20 protein-coding genes are annotated in these 14,971 nt (G+C 66.4%); 10 read left to right on the top strand and 10 right to left on the bottom strand.

Annotated features, from left to right (window positions below):
* Positions 1-14: 14 nt before the first annotated feature.
* The 6 genes from PSPA7_RS25275 to upp form a co-directional block, all read right to left on the bottom strand.
* A complete protein-coding gene (locus PSPA7_RS25275) occupies positions 15-803 on the bottom strand; it encodes a fimbrial biogenesis chaperone (RefSeq protein ID WP_003149928.1) in 789 nt (262 codons plus the stop codon).
* A gap of 18 nt (positions 804-821) precedes the next feature.
* A complete protein-coding gene (locus tag PSPA7_RS25270) occupies positions 822-1,364 on the bottom strand; it encodes a Csu type fimbrial protein (protein WP_049792051.1) in 543 nt (180 codons plus the stop codon).
* Complete coding sequence (locus PSPA7_RS25265) at positions 1,364-1,897, bottom strand: Csu type fimbrial protein (protein WP_023442800.1); 534 nt, start codon at positions 1,895-1,897, stop codon at positions 1,364-1,366. The genes PSPA7_RS25270 and PSPA7_RS25265 overlap by 1 nt, the downstream gene beginning before the upstream one ends.
* A gap of 30 nt (positions 1,898-1,927) precedes the next feature.
* A complete protein-coding gene (locus PSPA7_RS25260) occupies positions 1,928-2,476 on the bottom strand; it encodes a Csu type fimbrial protein (RefSeq protein ID WP_003149934.1) in 549 nt (182 codons plus the stop codon).
* A 332-nt stretch (positions 2,477-2,808) separates the two neighbouring features.
* A complete protein-coding gene (locus PSPA7_RS25255) occupies positions 2,809-4,092 on the bottom strand; it encodes a uracil-xanthine permease family protein (RefSeq protein ID WP_012077375.1) in 1,284 nt (427 codons plus the stop codon).
* Positions 4,093-4,094: 2 nt separating this feature from the next.
* Positions 4,095-4,733 (bottom strand): uracil phosphoribosyltransferase, encoded by a 639-nt coding sequence (gene upp / locus PSPA7_RS25250; protein WP_012077374.1) that lies wholly within the window; start codon positions 4,731-4,733, stop codon positions 4,095-4,097.
* A 167-nt stretch (positions 4,734-4,900) separates the two neighbouring features.
* Between upp and PSPA7_RS25245 the strand changes: the two genes are divergently transcribed.
* The 5 genes from PSPA7_RS25245 to PSPA7_RS25225 all read left to right on the top strand — a co-directional run bounded on the left by PSPA7_RS25245 (position 4,901) and on the right by PSPA7_RS25225 (position 7,524).
* The gene (locus PSPA7_RS25245; protein WP_003094967.1) at positions 4,901-5,458 is read left to right on the top strand and encodes a hypoxanthine-guanine phosphoribosyltransferase; all 558 of its coding nucleotides are present in this window, start codon (positions 4,901-4,903) and stop codon (positions 5,456-5,458) included.
* A 1-nt stretch (position 5,459) separates the two neighbouring features.
* Positions 5,460-5,933 carry a WbuC family cupin fold metalloprotein gene (locus tag PSPA7_RS25240; RefSeq protein ID WP_003149939.1) on the top strand — a complete coding sequence of 158 codons (474 nt, stop codon included), beginning with the start codon at positions 5,460-5,462 and terminating at the stop codon, positions 5,931-5,933.
* Between the two features lie 67 nt (positions 5,934-6,000).
* Positions 6,001-6,486, top strand: coding sequence for a hypothetical protein (locus PSPA7_RS25235; RefSeq protein WP_003149941.1), 486 nt, complete (start codon positions 6,001-6,003; stop codon positions 6,484-6,486).
* A gap of 82 nt (positions 6,487-6,568) precedes the next feature.
* Complete coding sequence (locus PSPA7_RS25230; RefSeq protein ID WP_003149943.1) at positions 6,569-6,859, top strand: PA4642 family protein; 291 nt, start codon at positions 6,569-6,571, stop codon at positions 6,857-6,859.
* 251 nt (positions 6,860-7,110) lie between these two features.
* The gene (locus PSPA7_RS25225) at positions 7,111-7,524 is read left to right on the top strand and encodes a VOC family protein (protein WP_012077373.1); all 414 of its coding nucleotides are present in this window, start codon (positions 7,111-7,113) and stop codon (positions 7,522-7,524) included.
* 50 nt (positions 7,525-7,574) lie between these two features.
* Here the strand turns inward: PSPA7_RS25225 and mqo are convergent, their stop codons facing one another.
* Positions 7,575-9,098: a malate dehydrogenase (quinone) gene (gene mqo / locus PSPA7_RS25220; RefSeq protein ID WP_003149947.1), complete on the bottom strand. Its 1,524-nt coding sequence runs from the start codon at positions 9,096-9,098 to the stop codon at positions 7,575-7,577.
* Positions 9,099-9,937: 839 nt separating this feature from the next.
* Here mqo and PSPA7_RS25215 point away from each other — a divergent pair.
* Positions 9,938-10,525 carry a YajG family lipoprotein gene (locus PSPA7_RS25215; RefSeq protein WP_012077371.1) on the top strand — a complete coding sequence of 196 codons (588 nt, stop codon included), beginning with the start codon at positions 9,938-9,940 and terminating at the stop codon, positions 10,523-10,525.
* Between the two features lie 56 nt (positions 10,526-10,581).
* Here the strand turns inward: PSPA7_RS25215 and PSPA7_RS32940 are convergent, their stop codons facing one another.
* Positions 10,582-10,788, bottom strand: coding sequence for a hypothetical protein (locus tag PSPA7_RS32940; RefSeq protein ID WP_012077370.1), 207 nt, complete (start codon positions 10,786-10,788; stop codon positions 10,582-10,584).
* A 280-nt stretch (positions 10,789-11,068) separates the two neighbouring features.
* Here PSPA7_RS32940 and PSPA7_RS25205 point away from each other — a divergent pair, with 280 nt between their 5' ends.
* Positions 11,069-11,356: a hypothetical protein gene (locus PSPA7_RS25205; RefSeq protein WP_012077369.1), complete on the top strand. Its 288-nt coding sequence runs from the start codon at positions 11,069-11,071 to the stop codon at positions 11,354-11,356.
* Between the two features lie 152 nt (positions 11,357-11,508).
* Here the strand turns inward: PSPA7_RS25205 and PSPA7_RS25200 are convergent, their stop codons facing one another.
* A complete protein-coding gene (locus PSPA7_RS25200) occupies positions 11,509-12,669 on the bottom strand; it encodes a 1-acyl-sn-glycerol-3-phosphate acyltransferase (RefSeq protein ID WP_003149956.1) in 1,161 nt (386 codons plus the stop codon).
* 97 nt (positions 12,670-12,766) lie between these two features.
* Here PSPA7_RS25200 and PSPA7_RS25195 point away from each other — a divergent pair, with 97 nt between their 5' ends.
* Both PSPA7_RS25195 and PSPA7_RS25190 read left to right on the top strand, forming a co-directional pair.
* On the top strand, positions 12,767-12,949 hold the full coding sequence (locus PSPA7_RS25195) for a CPXCG motif-containing cysteine-rich protein (protein ID WP_003149958.1): 183 nt from the start codon (positions 12,767-12,769) through the stop codon (positions 12,947-12,949).
* Positions 12,949-13,212 carry a putative signal transducing protein gene (locus PSPA7_RS25190; protein ID WP_003149960.1) on the top strand — a complete coding sequence of 88 codons (264 nt, stop codon included), beginning with the start codon at positions 12,949-12,951 and terminating at the stop codon, positions 13,210-13,212. Before PSPA7_RS25195 ends, PSPA7_RS25190 begins: the two co-directional genes overlap by 1 nt.
* 12 nt (positions 13,213-13,224) lie before the next feature.
* Here the strand turns inward: PSPA7_RS25190 and PSPA7_RS25185 are convergent, their stop codons facing one another.
* Positions 13,225-13,929, bottom strand: coding sequence for an MgtC/SapB family protein (locus PSPA7_RS25185; protein WP_003149962.1), 705 nt, complete (start codon positions 13,927-13,929; stop codon positions 13,225-13,227).
* A 427-nt stretch (positions 13,930-14,356) separates the two neighbouring features.
* Here PSPA7_RS25185 and PSPA7_RS25180 point away from each other — a divergent pair, with 427 nt between their 5' ends.
* Positions 14,357-14,971 (top strand): SOS response-associated peptidase, encoded by a 615-nt coding sequence (locus PSPA7_RS25180; protein ID WP_012077367.1) that lies wholly within the window; start codon positions 14,357-14,359, stop codon positions 14,969-14,971.

The following is a 14,971-nucleotide window of genomic DNA, read 5'->3' as shown; positions in this document are numbered from 1 at the left end:
GACCGACGTCCGCCTCAGTATCCGGGAACGCTGATCGGCGCGTCGTTGTCCGCCAGTTGCAGTTTCAGGGTCATGCCGGCGTCCGGCAGCAGCCCCGGCGGCAGCGGCCAGCGCATCTGCCGGCCGGGCAGGACGTAGCCGAGCAGGCCGTCCAGCAGCGCCAGGCTGCGGCCGTTGCCCTCCCAGCGGACATGGCTGAGGCGGGCGTGCACGCTACCCTCGTTGCGCACCTGCAGGTAACGCTTGCCCTGTTCCTCGACCAGCCGCCAGGCCAGCTTCGGCCGGGTCGCGTCGGCCGGGTCGCGCTCGACATCGCTGCGCGGCTGGGTCCAGACGCCGTCGGCGCTGACGAACAGCGGTACCGAATAGCGCATCTGGAACTGCAGGGCGAGACCGGGGCTTCGTTGCGCCTGCCCCGCGCTACCGTCGGGCACTTCGTCGATCAACACCCGGTAGGCGTCCTCCGGCGTGCTGGGCTGGCCGCCCTGGCGAATCAGCCGGACCAGTTGCCGGCGACCCGGCTCGACCTTGACGAAGGGCGGGCTGGGAATCACCGCCTGCTGGTTGCGGTAGACGTCCTGGAAATCCGCCTGGGACCAGCCGAGCACCCGTACCTGCAGGGTCACCGGTTGCTTGCCGCGATTCTCCAGCCACATCGCCGTGGCCGGCTGGTCGGCTTCGATGGCCGGGTTGATCGGCCAGATCAGCACCGCGCTGGCGGCCTGTGCCGGGTCGCCCAGGAGCAGCGTCAGCAGCGCCGCAAGCCAGAGGCCGGGGCGGAGAGGTGGATGTGGACTGGGCATGTGATCCTCCATGACGGCTCAGAACGAAAGGGTGACGGTGACGGTATCGCGGTAGTTGCCGGCGGACGGTAGGCTGCCGACCGCGAACAGGCGCGCGTATACCGTGTAGGTCTGGGTGCTGGCGGGAAAGCTGGCAATGGTCCGCGCGAGTGCCCCGTTGCCCCAGACCTGGGAGTAGGCGGCATCCTGGTAGAGCTGGTAGGCGAGGGTCTCGTTACCGCTCACCCGCTTCAGGTAGCGCTGGCTGCTGCTGCCGCCATTGACCCCATAGTCGAGGGCGACGGAGACGGTCATTCCCGGAGTGCAGGTCAGGACGATGGAGCCGGCCCCGGAGCTGCTGGCGACGTTCACCGGGCTGGCCAGGTTGCCGAGGGTGCCGAAGCTCAGGGTGCCGAGGTCATAGGCGTTGTTGCTGATGGCGGTGCCGAAGGCGCAACCGTTGGCGACTACCGCCTGGATCTGGAAGGCGCGGCTGATCGGCGATGGATCGGCATGCGCGACCAGGCTCGGCAGCGGGAGCAGGAGAAGCGGCAGGAATAGACGCCGGCTGGACATCGGCATCACCAACTGATGGTCACGTTGACGGTGTCGCGGTAGGTCCCGGCGACCGGCGTGGTCTGTGCCGGCACCAGGCCGTAGATGGGGTACCACTGGTCGGTGCCGTTGCCGGTGGCGGCAACGCCGGTGGTGTTGTCCCAGACGATGCCGCCGGGGCGGTCGCTGTACAGGTTGTAGGTCAGGGTGAGGGCGGTGTTGGCGATGTTCGCCATGCGCCGCGTGGCGACGCTGCCGTAGAGCCCGCCGTCGAGCGTGATCGCATAGGTCTGGCCGTTGACGCACTTGACCCGGATGGAGCCTGCGCCCTGCTGGCTGGTGGCGCTGATGGCGTTGTTCAGGGAGGCGTACTGGCCGAAGTCGAGGGTGCCGAAGGTGATCGTGCCGCCGCTGCCGACGCTACCCGCTTCGCAGGCCGGGAGCAGCGTGGCGCTCAGGACGATGGTGGCGGTCTGCGCGTTTGCCGGGTTGCAGCCGAGCAGACAGAGCAGTCCTCCGGTGAAGTAGCGGTTCAGGCTCATCGGTCCCCCCAGGACCACTGTGCCCGGCGCCGCGCCTGGCGGCGCGTCTTACCAGGCGATGGTGACCAGCAGGGTGTCGGTGTAGGTCCCCGCGGTCGGCGTGGGCGTGCTTTGTCCGGTGGGCACCACGCGGCCATAGAGGGGGATGTTGACTGCGGTGCCGGTGGAGACCGAGGAGATGTCCATCGGTGTGTTGGCCTGGATCAGCGCGCTGCGCGCGGCGTCCGAATAGATGTTGTAGGCGATGGTGCTGCTGGTGGTGGTGGTGTTCTGCATGTAGCGCTGGCCGCCGCTGGCGTGCAGGCCTGCGTTCACCGTCAGGCTCGGGGTCAGGCCGGTGCTGCACTGGATCTGGATATTGCCGCTGGTGCCGACGGTCTGCGCGTCGACCACGTTGGTGAGGTCGGAATGGCTGCCGAAGTCCAGGGTTCCCCACTGGTTGATACCGCCGCTGACGCTGCCGTTGATGATGGTGCAGCCGGCACCGATGACCATCTGCACGCCGACCTGGCCGATCAGCGTACCGGCGGCCTGGGCGGTGCCCAGCAGGCTGGCGCAGGCACAGAACAACAAGACTGCCGGAGTGCGTTTATTCATCTCTAACTTCCTGTCGATAACGAATGTCGGTGACGCAGGACGATGTTGGCGGATAAACAAATTTTCCAGGATTTTAAATGATCGGCCTTATATATCCGCCAAACTCGAAGTTCATGGCTGGCGACGCGCTGGGCGCGGCGCAGAGCGGCTCGCCAGTCATGCTTGACTGGCTATATAGCAGCGCGAATAAGCCTCTGCCAGTTAGATGACGTGTTTATTTGGGAAATACAGGGAAGTTTAATTACAAAGTAGTAAGCGATTGGCTACATGCTTTGAAAATAACGTGGCGGGTGGAAAACGGACGGAACAGCGAAGTGTTCCGTCCGTTGATTTCAGTGCGAATCCTTGTGTTGTTCGTCGAGCGCCTTGTTCTGCCAGCCGTCGTTGCCCGGCAACAGCAGGTTGAGGACGATGGCGACGATGGCGCACAGGGCGATGCCCTTCAGGCCGATGTCGTCGGGACCGGTACCGCTGCCGATCAGTACGCCGCCGATGCCGAACACCAGGGTCACCGAGACGATCACCAGGTTGCGCGCTTCCGAGAGGTCGACCTTGTGCCGGATCAGGGTGTTCATGCCGACCGAGGCGATGGTGCCGAACAGCAGGCAGAGGATACCGCCCATCACCGGTACCGGGATGCTCTGCAGGATCGCGCCGAACTTGCCGACGAAGGCCAGGGTGATGGCGATCAGCGCCGCCCAGGTCATGATCTTCGGGTTGTAGTTCTTGGTCAGCATCACCGCGCCGGTGACTTCCGCGTAGGTGGTGTTGGGCGGTCCGCCGAACAGGCCGGCGGCCGAGGTGGCCAGGCCGTCGCCGAGCAGGGTGCGGTGCAGGCCGGGCTTTTTCAGGTAGTCCTGGCCGGTGACGCCGCCCACCGCGATGACCCCGCCGATATGCTCGATGGCCGGCGCCAGGGCGACCGGGACGATGAACAGGATCGCCTGCCAGTTGAATTCCGGCGCGGTGAATTTCGGCAGCTCCAGCCAGGGCGCGGCGACGATGGCGGCGGTATCGACCACGCCGAAGACGAACGACAGGGCGAAGCCGACCAGCACGCCGGCGATGATCGGCACCAGGCGGAAGATGCCCTTGCCGAATACCGCCACCACCAAGGTGGTGAGCAGCGCCGGCATCGAGATCATCATCGCGGTGCGATACGGCAGCAACTCGCTGCCGTCGCCGGCCTTGCCCATCGCCATGTTCGCGGCGATCGGCGCCATCGCCAGGCCGATCGAGATGATCACCGGGCCGATCACCACCGGAGGCAGCAGTCTATCGATGAAACCGGTGCCCTTGATCTTCACCGCCAGGCCCATGAAGGTGTAGACGAAGCCGGCGGCGACCACCCCGCCCATGGTCGCGGCCAGGCCGAACTGGCCCTTGGCGAGAATGATCGGGGTGATGAAGGCGAAGCTGGAGGCGAGGAACACCGGTACCTGGCGCCCGGTCACCAGTTGGAACAACAAGGTGCCGAGACCTGCGGTGAACAGCGCCACGTTGGGATCCAGACCGGTGATCAGCGGCATCAGCACCAGCGCGCCGAAGGCGACGAAGAGCATCTGCGCGCCGGACAGCACCTGGCGCCAGAGCGGCTCCTGGAAGACATCGCCCATGTTCAGGCTTCCTTCTGCTTGGTACCGAAGATCTTGTCGCCGGCGTCGCCGAGGCCCGGGATGATGTAGCCGTTCTCGTCGAGTTTCTCGTCGATCGAAGCGGTATAGATGATCACGTCGGGATGCGCCTGGCGCACCGCCTCGATGCCTTCGGGCGCGGCGACCAGCACCATGGCGCGGATCTCCTTGCTGCCGGCTTTCTTCAGCAGGTCGATGGTGGCGACCATCGAGCCGCCGGTGGCGAGCATCGGGTCGATGATCAGCGAGCGGCGCTCGGCGATGTCCGGCGCCAGCTTCTCCAGGTAGGTGCGCGCTTCCAGGGTCTCTTCGTTGCGGGCGACGCCGACCGCGCTGACCTTGGCACCGGGAACCAGGCTGAGCACGCCGTCGAGCATGCCGATGCCGGCGCGCAGGATCGGTACCACGGTGATCTTCTTCCCGGAGATCTTCTCCACTGTCACCGGGCCGGCCCAGCCCGGAATCTCGTACTGCTCCAGGGGCAGGTCCTTGGTCGCCTCGTAGGTCAGCAGGGCGCCGACTTCCTGGGCCAGTTCGCGGAAGTTCTTGGTGCTGATATCGGCACGGCGCATCAGGCCCAGTTTGTGGCGGATGAGGGGGTGGCGGATCTCATGTACGGGCATGGGCGACGGTCTCCAACGGGGGCGGGCAAAAAAATTGCGCTAGCGTAATGCATTCCGCACAGTCTGGACCATTATTCTGATTCGCACTCGACCGCCGGGGGTTGCCCGATGGCGACCGGATGAGTACCTTTGCCGACTTTTTCTCAGCCCAGCCAGGGAGAAGCACCATGTCCGTCGATCTCGCGCACATCCGCCAAGTCATGGCGGAAGCCGACTGCCTGTTCAACAACGACGAGGTCGAGGCAGCCATCGGTCGCGTCGCCGAGGCGATCAACCGCGATCTCGGCGAGACCAACCCGGTGGTCTTCTGCGTGATGAACGGCGGCCTGATCTTCTCCGGCAAGCTGCTCCCGCTGCTGGACTTCCCCCTTGAGCTGTCCTACCTGCATGCGACCCGTTACCGCAACGAGACCTCCGGCGGCGAACTGTTCTGGAAGGCCAAGCCGGAAATCTCTTTCATCGACCGTGACGTGCTGATCATCGACGACATTCTCGACGAAGGGCACACCCTCTCGGCGATCATCGACTTCTGCAAGCATGCCGGCGCCCGCGCGGTGCACACCGCGGTACTGGTGGACAAGGAGCACGAGCGCAAGGCGCGTCCCGACCTCAAGGCCAGCTTCACCGGCCTCTACTGCGCAGACCGCTACGTGTTCGGCTACGGCATGGACTACAAGGGCTACTGGCGCAACGCCGCGGGCATCTTCGCGGTCAAGGGGCTCTGAGATGAGCGGCCCGCGCTACCTCGACCAGCAGCTGTTCGCCGAGCTGGCTGTCGCCGCGGGCAATGCGCCGCGCGGCCGCCAGCACCACAACTTCCATCATATGGAAGAGCCCTGCCATCGCATGGCCGTAGGGCTCCAGCCGCACACCTACATTCCGCCGCACCGGCACCTGGATGCCGGCAAGGCCGAGGCGCTGATCGTACTCAAGGGTCGCCTCGGCCTGCTGCTGTTCGCCGAGGACGGTCAGGTCCTCGACAAGCGCGAGTTGAGCGCCGCTGGCGACTGCCCTGGTGTCGACCTGCCGCCGGGTGTGTTCCACGCCCTGGTGGTGCTGGAGCCGGACAGCATCCTGTTCGAATGCAAGGCCGGCCCTTACCGGCCGCTCGGCGAGGGTGAGTTCGCCAGTTGGGCGCCCGCCGAGGGCAGCGCCGATGCGCCGGCCTACCGGGACTGGATGCGCGCCCAGTTCCCCTGAGCGCTTGGCGTCGGCGGCGGGGCGGCAGCCATGCTAGAGTGCCGGCTCGCCCTGTCCGGAGGTCCCGATGTTCGCCCGTAGCCTGTGCGGCTCCCTGCTCCTGTTCGTCAGCCTGGCCGGCCTGGCCGCCGAGAACCCTCCGATGCACGCGCGCTTCCTGCCGCCCGACGATGGCCAGTCGCGCCAGGAGGCGCCGGAGCAGCAGCAACTGATCCAGATCACCGAGTACAGCGTGGTGCTGGGCAACCAGCGGCAGTCCAACCAGCAGCCGATCCCGATCACCACGCCGACCCTGCTGCGCCTGAAGGGCAAGCCGCTGAGCAAGGGTGCGACCCTGGCGCAGGTGCTGATCCAGTTCGACAGCGAAGGCAAGAGCCTGAAGAAGCCCGTCTACGACCCCCGGACCCGCACCCTCACGCTCAACTATCCGCTGGCGCAGTACCCGGCGTTGCTCGACCTGCTGCGCAACCAGACGGTCTATTGCCAATTCCTCGCCTACCCCAACGGGCATGTCTGGGCCGACCTGCACACCGGCACGGTACGCGCGCGTTGAGCCGCGCCGCGCGCCGGGAGTAAACTGCCTGGCCTTATCCCGCGCCGGGCGAGCCCGGCCCCAGAGCCGTTGAGAGAGAGCGATGCGCAAAGACAAGAAGCAGATCATTGGCGAAGAGATCAGTGACGAGTCGATCAAGCTGTTCCTCGGCGTCGAGCCGGCCGACGACACGCCGCCTTCGTTGCACAAGCTGGTCAAGGCCTACCGCGGCCTGCGCATCGATGACTTCGAGCGTTTCCTCACCTTCTTCCGCGAGGCCGGCTACGATCTCGACGCGCGCGACGCCAAGGGCAACGACTTCATCGCGTTGATCGCCGACCAGCGCCAGGCCGAGCCCTACATCGAGGCCGTGAAGACGGCCCGCGGCGCCTGAGTCCTCGCGCTTTCCGCAGCCCGCCCTGCGGCGGGCTTCCTGTCGGTGCGCCGCGGCCGCCGTCTCGCTGGTCCAGCCACGGATAACGCGGGCGCATTCGCACTGCGCGTCGGCGGCTGGCGCGCCTGACCCGGAGTAGGGCGGTTGGCCGCGATGCGCTTATCCGCCGTTTCGGAGAGATGGCGGCGTTAGTCCTACAGGTCGTGCCGGGGTTTCTACACTCAAGTGAAAAACCGCCTGTCGAGGTCGCCATGTACGTCCAGCCCTATGTCTGCTTCAACGGCCGTTGCGAAGAGGCCCTGCGTTTCTATGAACGCGCCATCGGCGCCAAGGTGAGTTTCCTGTTCCGCTTCGACGAGGCGCCCGGTCCGGTGGTGGTGCCCGAAGGCTGGTGCGACAAGGTGATGCACGCCAACCTGCAGATCGGCGACAGCCAGATCATGGCTTCCGACGGATACGGTCCGGCCTTGCAAGCGATCTCGGGAATCTCCCTTTCGCTCAACACCCGCGACCCGCAACAGGCGCGGCGCTGCTACGACGCATTGCTGGAGGACGGTGGGCGGGTCGAGCTGGAACTGGGCAAGACTTTCTGGTCGCCCTGTTTCGGCACCCTGGTCGACCGCTTCGGGGTGTCCTGGATGATCAATTGCGAAGCCGGAGCCTGAGTCGCCCATGAAAAAGCCGCCCGGAGGCGGCTTTTTCAGCGACGTTCTGCTTACCCGGCGTTGACCGGAGCCTGCACGTCGTTCTTCGCGGTCAGCTCCAGCACTTCGCTGCTGTGGGCGCTGACGCGGCGGTACAGCTCGGCGTCGTTCTCCAGCTCCTTCTCGCGGGCCGGGAAGATTTCCTTCAGCTTGGCGCTCCACTCCGGCGAGCGGGCCTGTTCCGGGAAGCAGCGCTCGATCAGGCCGAGCATGATCGAGACGGTCACCGAAGCGCCCGGCGAGGCGCCCAGCAGGGCGGCGATGGAGCCGTCGTGGGCGGCCACCAGTTCGGTGCCGAACTGCAGGATGCCGCCTTTCTTCGGATCCTTCTTGATGATCTGCACGCGCTGGCCGGCGACTTCCAGGCGCCAGTCCTCGGCCCTGGCCTCCGGGTAGAACTTGCGCAGGGCCTCCAGGCGCTGTTCCGGCGACTGCATGACCTGGCCGATCAGGTAGCGGGTCAGGTCCATGTTGTCGCGGGCCACCGAGAGCATCGGCAGGATGTTGCCCGGGCGTACCGACAGCGGCAGGTCGAGGAACGAGCCATGGCGCAGGAACTTGGTGGAGAAGCCGGCATAGGGTCCGAACAGCAGGGATTTCTTGCCATCCACCACGCGGGTGTCCAGGTGCGGCACGGACATCGGCGGCGAGCCGACCTCGGCCTGGCTGTAGACCTTGGCCTGGTGCTGCCTGACGATTTCCGGGTTGTCGCAGCGCAGCCACTGGCCGCTCACCGGGAAGCCGCCGAAGCCCTTGCCTTCCGGGATGCCGGAGAGTTGCAGGAGCGGCAAGGCGCCGCCGCCGGCGCCGAGGAAGACGAAGCGTGCCTGGATCTCGCGGTCGCCGCCGTTGCGGGTGTCCTTGACGGTGACCCGCCAGCCGTTATCGGCGCGGCGCAGGTGGGTGACCTTCTGGTTGTAGCGGATCTGCGCGCCCGGCTGTTGCGCCAGGTGTTGCAGGAGCTGGTTGGTCAGGGCGCCGAAGTTGACGTCGGTACCGCCCTCGACGCGGGTCGCGGCGATCGCTTCGTCGGCCGGGCGGCCCGGCATCATCAGCGGCATCCACTCGGCGAGGGTGGCCTTGTCCTCGGAGTAGACCATGGTCTCGAAGGCGTGGTGCTTCGTCAGCGACTCGAAGCGCTTCTTCAGGTAGGCGATGCCGTCGCTGCCACGGACGAAGCTCAGGTGCGGCACCGGATTGATGAAGCCCTTCGGCGAGCCGAAGGTGCCCTTGGCGACCAGGTGCGACCAGAACTGCTTGGACACCTCGAACATGGTGTTGATGCCCACGGCCTTCTTGATATCGATGCTGCCGTCGGCCGATTGCGGGGTGTAGTTCAGCTCGCACAGCCCGGCGTGGCCGGTGCCCGCGTTGTTCCACGGATTGGAGCTCTCGATGGCGCCGGACTCCTGGAGCTCGACGACTTCCATCTTCAGGTTGGGGTCGAGTTCCTTGAGCAGGACCGCCAGGGTCGCGCTCATGATGCCGGCGCCTACCAGCAGCATGTCGACTGTTTCGTGATCGTTTTGCGCCATTAACGCTTCTCCAAAATCTTCAGCACCAAATTGACGACAGACGGGGCGGGGCCGAGGCCGGTACGGGCCGGCAGGCAGCGGCGGAAGGAGCCGTCATGTCCGATTCTTCGCAACAGCGGCGCGACGCCGGGCGTCATCGCCTGTGGATGCCGGGGCGGGGCTGGCGATCTGGCCGCCTGGCCGGTTCATGCGGGCATCCGGTCGTGCAAGCACATTCGCGACGGAACGGGCCGTCAGGCTCTGGTCATGAGGTATCCGCTGCGGTCGCGTCTGCGGGAGGCTGTTTCAAGCGCTAATGGTGCACTTACCGACGCAAAACTCTTCATTGCTCGCCACACTCTCGTGAAGTAGTGAAATACCTTCGATCCACGCTCTTTTGGAGGCATGGGCCGGAAGGGCTCGTCTGTCGCGGGCATGCCTTCGCAGAATGGTGCGGGGTCATGCGGCACTCCTTGCCGAAAAACTCGCTACAGGCGTTTCAGGGCGTCTGCCTCTTGCGGCAGCGCTCTAATGGCGGCTCTCTGTGGGGGATGGCGCGGGGCCGGGACCCGATCAGGAGGCGTCCTTATAATCGGGGGGCGATTATAACGGTGAAAAACGAAAAATACCCCGCTCCTTAGACTTTTTTCCCATTCCCGGTCACGAAGTGCCCGCCGGCGAAAGCCCCCTGGGACAATCCGCCGCGCCGCCTCGGCCAAACGCCGGGCCCGCGTGCCCTGCGTCGCCCGGCACAGGCGAGGAACCACGCCCTCGTGGCGGACGTCCAAGGCAATGCTGCGGCGCCTTCGCGGCGCCGTTATACTGCCGGCCATTCGTGCCCAACCCATGGAGAGATGAGCATGCTGCATCGCCTGTTGCTCAGCCTGATGACCGCAAGCGCGCTGGTTCTCGGCGGCTGCGCCCTGAGCCCGCAACAACTGGATCCGCAACCGGTCCTGAAAGGACCGCTGACCGCCGTCGGCCATGGCCAGCCGGTGGTGGTCAAGGTGGTCGATGGCCGGCCCGGCCCGTCCCTCGGCACCCGCGGCGGCCTCTACGCCGACACCAGCACCCTGACCGTGCGCAGCGAGGACGTGGTGCCCAAGCTCCAGGCCCAGGCCGAGACCGCCGTGCGCCTGCTCGGCTATACGCCGTCGGCCAACGCCTACAACGCGCCGCAACTGACCCTGACGCTGGCCGAGCTGAAGTACCAGTCGCCCAAGGACGGCGTCTATGTCACCCAGGCCGACATCACCGCGACCTTCCGCGCCGACGTGCAGAACAGCGGCCGCCGCTACACCGGTCGCTATGGCGCCTCGCTGAACCAGCGCTTCGGCATGGCGCCGAACCAGGCGACCAACAGCAAGCTGGTCAGCGACGTGCTCAGCGATGCCCTGACCCGGGTGTTCAAGGATCCGACCATCGGCCAGACCCTCGGCCAGCAGTGAGCTGGCGCTGACGAAAAAGCCCGGCGCATGCCGGGCTTTTTTCATCGCGAGAGAGGTCAGGCGGCCTGGTGGAACGGATCCGGCTCGCTGACGCCGATGCGTTCGTCGGTCTCGGGCAGGTCGAGGTGATCATGGCCGCAGGCAGTGCAATACACCAGCCAGCGGTCGTCCTGGACGTTGAAGGAGAGGTCGACGATGACGGCCTCGATTTCGTCCAGATGGTCGATCAGGTAGTTATGTTCGTGGGGAGCGGTTTCCAGCATGACGACTCTCCTGTGTTGTCATTCGCCTGGCGGGGTGCGTGACCGGAAAAGCACTTTCAGACTAGCTGGTCACTATGACGAAGCCGCGATGTTTTTAGATCCATTGCTGCTAACCGCTGCGCTTCGTCGCGCCAGGACGGCTGCCGCTGGCCGGCCGCCATGCATCCTGGATAGAATCCGGGCATTCCTTTCCCGCCGTTGCGACGGCCCGTCCTGTCATCAGCTCACCCATGGCGTTGTTCGATAGCCCCGGCGTGTTGTCCTGTTGTGGAGGTTATCGATGTCCTTGCAAGCCTTGTGGGCGCTGTTCCTCGCCCATCCCGCCCAGGCCGTGAACGGCCTCGCGCTGTTCTTCGGGGTCGCCGGCGCCTGGTTGCTGCTCGCCACCCGCGTGCGCGAGCGCCGTGCCCTGGCGCGCTGGGCCGCGGAGGGCGAGGCGGGCCTGGACGACGAGGCCGCGCTGCCGGTGGACGAGGCGACCCTGCGGATCAATCGCTTCTTCTACCGCTTCGGCGCTACCTGCCTGGGCCTGGCACTGCTGGTCAGCTGGGCCAGCACGCGATTCTGAAAGGCCCTGCCTGGTCGATCCGAACCGCACGCTTGCATGGGCTGGTACCGGTAGATATCGGCGGGTAACGCCGATGGCGTTATTCGCCCCGGCACATGCTGCCGCGAAGCCGTGGCCCGATGAAAAAGCCCGGCATCGCCGGGCTTTCAATTTCAGGACTGCCGCTTGATCCGGTACTGGTTGAGCACCGGGTTGGCGTATTGCAGCACCAGCCAGGGACGCTGTTCGGGCGGGCACTGTTCCAGGCGGCGGCCCCATTCCTTGCGCGCCTTCTCCAGCTCCTCGGCGCCGAACAGAGTCTCCGCCTTGGGCACGGCCAGGCTCGGGTCCTGGTGCTCGCTCATCTCGTAGGCCAGGTAGTGCACCGGGAACAGACGGTAGTTGCCGAGGATCTGCCGGTCCAGTTCGGCGGCCAGTTGCTTGGCGTCGCTGAACTCGCCTTGCAGTTCGGCGCCGAAATTGATGTGCACGCGGCCCTTGTAGCCGGTGATGCCCAGGGCGATGCTGGCGTCGTCCTCGCCCGGAGCCTTGCGATACTCGCCGGTGCTGGCGCGGGTGTGCAGTTCGCGGGCCTTGGCCTGGTCGCAGGGGTCGTATTCGTAGCTGATCGACACCGGGATGAAATGCAGGGCGCGCACCATTTCGGCGAAGGGTTCGTCCTTGCGGCTCATGTGGAACATCTTGAGGATCGCCGAGTCGGTACGGTCGTCGCCATCCTTGGCCCGGCCCTCGGCCTGGGCGATCCACACCGACTGGCGGTCCTCGCGGATCGAGTGATTGATGTAGGCGGAGAGTGTCTGGTAGGCGGCGAGCTTCTCGCGGCGGCCGCTCAGCGAACGGTGCACGATGAAGCTCTTGTTCAGGCGCATCAGGTCGCTGACGAAGGATTTCTGCAGCAGGTTGTCGCCGATGGCGATGCGCGGGGTCGGCAGGCCGGCGTGGTATACCGCGTAGTTGACGAAGGCCGGGTCCATCACGATGTCGCGGTGGTTGGCGATGAACAGGTAGGCGCAGCCGGCCTGGAGGCGGTTGACCCCGGAGTAGGTGACGCCGTCGGTGGCCTTCTCGATGGTATGGTCGACGTAGGGTTCGAACTTGTCCTGCAGCGTGGCGACGCTGCGGATGCCGGTGACCTCGCGGGCCAGGCGATGGGCTATAAGAGGTTTGAGCAGCCAACCGAAGGGACCGGCCAGGCGCGGGAAGCGGTAGCGGACCAGGGCGCCGAGGAAGGCGTCGTCGCTCAGGAGGCGTTGCAATACCGCGGGGACTTCGGCGTCACTGTAGGGTCGGATGGCTTCGAACTCGCCCATCATGCTTTCTGGTTCCATATGGATGCTGCGAAGGCCGTCCCAGGGGGCGGCCGAAATTTGAACCGCGCGATTATAAACGGAACTCATGGGGGGTGCAGCGATGCTCGAAAGCCAGGCCTACAGTTGCCCTTACTGCGGGGAACCGGCCGAGGCGCTGCTCGACCTCAGCGCCGGCGACCAGCAGTACTACGAGGACTGCCCGGTGTGCTGCCGGCCGATCCTGTTCGACCTGCGCACCGATGGGCAGGACTGGTCACTCGAGGTTCACCGGGAGGACGACTGATGCAGCGCGTATACGAACCGGCCGACCTGCTGGAGGCCGAGATGCTGGTGGGAATGCTCGCCAGCGAAGGGATCGCCGCCCATGTCAGCGGCCGCCACCTGGTCGGCGCCATCGGCGAACTGCCTCCCGGCGGGCTGCTGGCGCTGCTGGTGGCCGACGAGCAGACGGATCGGGCGCGGGAGCTGATCCTCGCCTACAACGCTGCTGCCCCGCTGGCCGAGGAGCCGCCGGAGCCCTGTGGCCCCGGCAGCCTGTTGTGCTGAGGCGGCGGCCGCTCAGTCGGCCGCCAGTTCGAAGACCTGCCAGCGCACCGAGCTGACGCCCTTCTCCAGGCTTACCCGGCTGACCAGGCGTTCCAGCTGCGCCGGGGCTTCCGGGGTGCCGAGCAGTTCGGCGCGGACTTCCAGCTTGGCCGGGTTGTCCAGGTCCTCGCTGTGCAGCGATTGCAGGCGCAGGCCGCTGCTGCCCAGGCTGTGCAGCATCAGGCTGCGGACCTGGATCTCGTCCTCGGCGCGGCAGACGATCTGTACCTCGTAGCGCTGCTCGGCTTCGCTGGCCGGCACCACGTCCTGGCGATTCAGGCGCTGGGCGATATCGCGCAGCAGGATGTTGGCGCAGAGCACCACCAGGCTGCCGAGGCTGGCCTCCAGCAGCAGGCCCATGCTGCACAGCACGCCGATGGCGGCGGTGCACCAGAGGGTGGCGGCGGTGTTCAGGCCGCGCACGTTGAGGCCGTCGCGCATGATCACGCCGCCGCCGAGGAAACCGATCCCGGAGACCACGTAGGCGGCGATCCGCGAGGCGTCGCCGGCCAGGCCGGGCACGCCCTGGGTCATCAGCACGAACAGGCAGGCGCCGGTGCTGACCAGCGCGTTGGTGCGCAGGCCGGTGAGGCGCTGACGCAGCTGGCGTTCGGCGCCGATCAGGGCGCCCAGGACCAGCGCGACCGCGACGCGCAGGAGAAATACTTTCCAATCCATCATGTTCCACCTCGTTGCCGGCCGACGGCCGGGGCTGGCGCGAGCCGTCGGCGCGCGCGGTCAAAAGGGCGATGGATTGCGCAGGCGCGTGGCTTCCCGGCGCGGTGGCGCGAAGGGAAGGGGCACGATGGGAAGATGGGGATGCGTCATCCCGTGCGGGATGCGGATCGCCACTGTCCGCCATGTCCGGCGAGCAGTGGCAGAGGGTTCTGCTGGACTAGCTCGCCGGAGGGACCTGTCGCAATCGACTGGGGCTGTTGTCCAATGCAGGACTCCTGTGTGGGTTGCGGAATGCGGGCGGGGACGTTAAGCCCGGAGGATAGGCGCGTCAAGTGAAGATTGGGTTTCATTCAGCTTTCGTTCGGCAAGGCCGGCGCGGCGCTTCGGGTTACACTGTGCGGCTTTCCTTCACCAGGCGGTGGCAAGCATGAGTGGTCGTTACGCGCTGTTCCGCTGGAATCCCGCGCTGGCGGCGCTGCCGGGGTTCCCGGCGGACTGGCGGGCGCAGTGGAACATTTCTCCGGCGAACCAGGTGCTGATGGTTCGCGCGGAGGGCGGCGCGCGCCGCGCCGACCTGGCGCGCTGGGGACTGACCCCGGCCTGGCTCACCGACCTGTCGCGAACGCCCAGCCACGCGCGGGCGGAAACCCTTGCCGAGCAGCCGATGTTCCGCGAGGCGTTCCAGCGGCGCCGTTGCCTGCTGCCGGCCAACGGTTTCTATGAATGGCGCGGGGTGCGCAAGCGCCCCTACTGGGTCTCCACCGGCGAGCGCCTGCTGTTCTTCGCCGGGATCTGGGAAGCCTATCCGGTACAGGGACAGACCTGGCTCAGCGTGGCCCAGGTGTCCCAGGCGGCCGCCGAGTTCCGCCGGCCGCTGCTGCTCGACGAGGCCGAGCAGGACACCTGGCTGGCCCCGGACACGCCGCTGCCGGCCCTGATCAGCCTGCTCGCCAAGCCGCAAGCGAACCTGCGCAGCGTGGCCCTGGCCGGCTTCGTCAACCAGCCGGAAGCCGACGGGCCGGAGTGCCTGACCCCGGCCTGA

Source organism: Pseudomonas paraeruginosa PA7, from assembly GCF_000017205.1.
Classification (GTDB): domain Bacteria; phylum Pseudomonadota; class Gammaproteobacteria; order Pseudomonadales; family Pseudomonadaceae; genus Pseudomonas; species Pseudomonas paraeruginosa.
Note: the sequence above shows the minus strand (reverse complement) of the source record. Positions and strands in the feature narration are given on the sequence as shown.

Coding starts and splice junctions, on each gene's coding strand:
- PSPA7_RS25275 (WP_003149928.1), bottom strand. CDS start 803: ATGCCCAGTCCACATCCACCTCTCCGCCCCGGCCTCTGGCTTGCGGCG.
- PSPA7_RS25270 (WP_049792051.1), bottom strand. CDS start 1,364: ATGCCGATGTCCAGCCGGCGTCTATTCCTGCCGCTTCTCCTGCTCCCG.
- PSPA7_RS25260 (WP_003149934.1), bottom strand. CDS start 2,476: ATGAATAAACGCACTCCGGCAGTCTTGTTGTTCTGTGCCTGCGCCAGC.
- PSPA7_RS25255 (WP_012077375.1), bottom strand. CDS start 4,092: ATGGGCGATGTCTTCCAGGAGCCGCTCTGGCGCCAGGTGCTGTCCGGC.
- upp (WP_012077374.1), bottom strand. CDS start 4,733: ATGCCCGTACATGAGATCCGCCACCCCCTCATCCGCCACAAACTGGGC.
- PSPA7_RS25245 (WP_003094967.1), top strand. CDS start 4,901: ATGTCCGTCGATCTCGCGCACATCCGCCAAGTCATGGCGGAAGCCGAC.
- PSPA7_RS25240 (WP_003149939.1), top strand. CDS start 5,460: ATGAGCGGCCCGCGCTACCTCGACCAGCAGCTGTTCGCCGAGCTGGCT.
- PSPA7_RS25235 (WP_003149941.1), top strand. CDS start 6,001: ATGTTCGCCCGTAGCCTGTGCGGCTCCCTGCTCCTGTTCGTCAGCCTG.
- PSPA7_RS25230 (WP_003149943.1), top strand. CDS start 6,569: ATGCGCAAAGACAAGAAGCAGATCATTGGCGAAGAGATCAGTGACGAG.
- PSPA7_RS25225 (WP_012077373.1), top strand. CDS start 7,111: ATGTACGTCCAGCCCTATGTCTGCTTCAACGGCCGTTGCGAAGAGGCC.
- mqo (WP_003149947.1), bottom strand. CDS start 9,098: ATGGCGCAAAACGATCACGAAACAGTCGACATGCTGCTGGTAGGCGCC.
- PSPA7_RS25215 (WP_012077371.1), top strand. CDS start 9,938: ATGCTGCATCGCCTGTTGCTCAGCCTGATGACCGCAAGCGCGCTGGTT.
- PSPA7_RS32940 (WP_012077370.1), bottom strand. CDS start 10,788: ATGCTGGAAACCGCTCCCCACGAACATAACTACCTGATCGACCATCTG.
- PSPA7_RS25205 (WP_012077369.1), top strand. CDS start 11,069: ATGTCCTTGCAAGCCTTGTGGGCGCTGTTCCTCGCCCATCCCGCCCAG.
- PSPA7_RS25200 (WP_003149956.1), bottom strand. CDS start 12,669: ATGATGGGCGAGTTCGAAGCCATCCGACCCTACAGTGACGCCGAAGTC.
- PSPA7_RS25195 (WP_003149958.1), top strand. CDS start 12,767: ATGCTCGAAAGCCAGGCCTACAGTTGCCCTTACTGCGGGGAACCGGCC.
- PSPA7_RS25190 (WP_003149960.1), top strand. CDS start 12,949: ATGCAGCGCGTATACGAACCGGCCGACCTGCTGGAGGCCGAGATGCTG.
- PSPA7_RS25185 (WP_003149962.1), bottom strand. CDS start 13,929: ATGGATTGGAAAGTATTTCTCCTGCGCGTCGCGGTCGCGCTGGTCCTG.
- PSPA7_RS25180 (WP_012077367.1), top strand. CDS start 14,357: ATGAGTGGTCGTTACGCGCTGTTCCGCTGGAATCCCGCGCTGGCGGCG.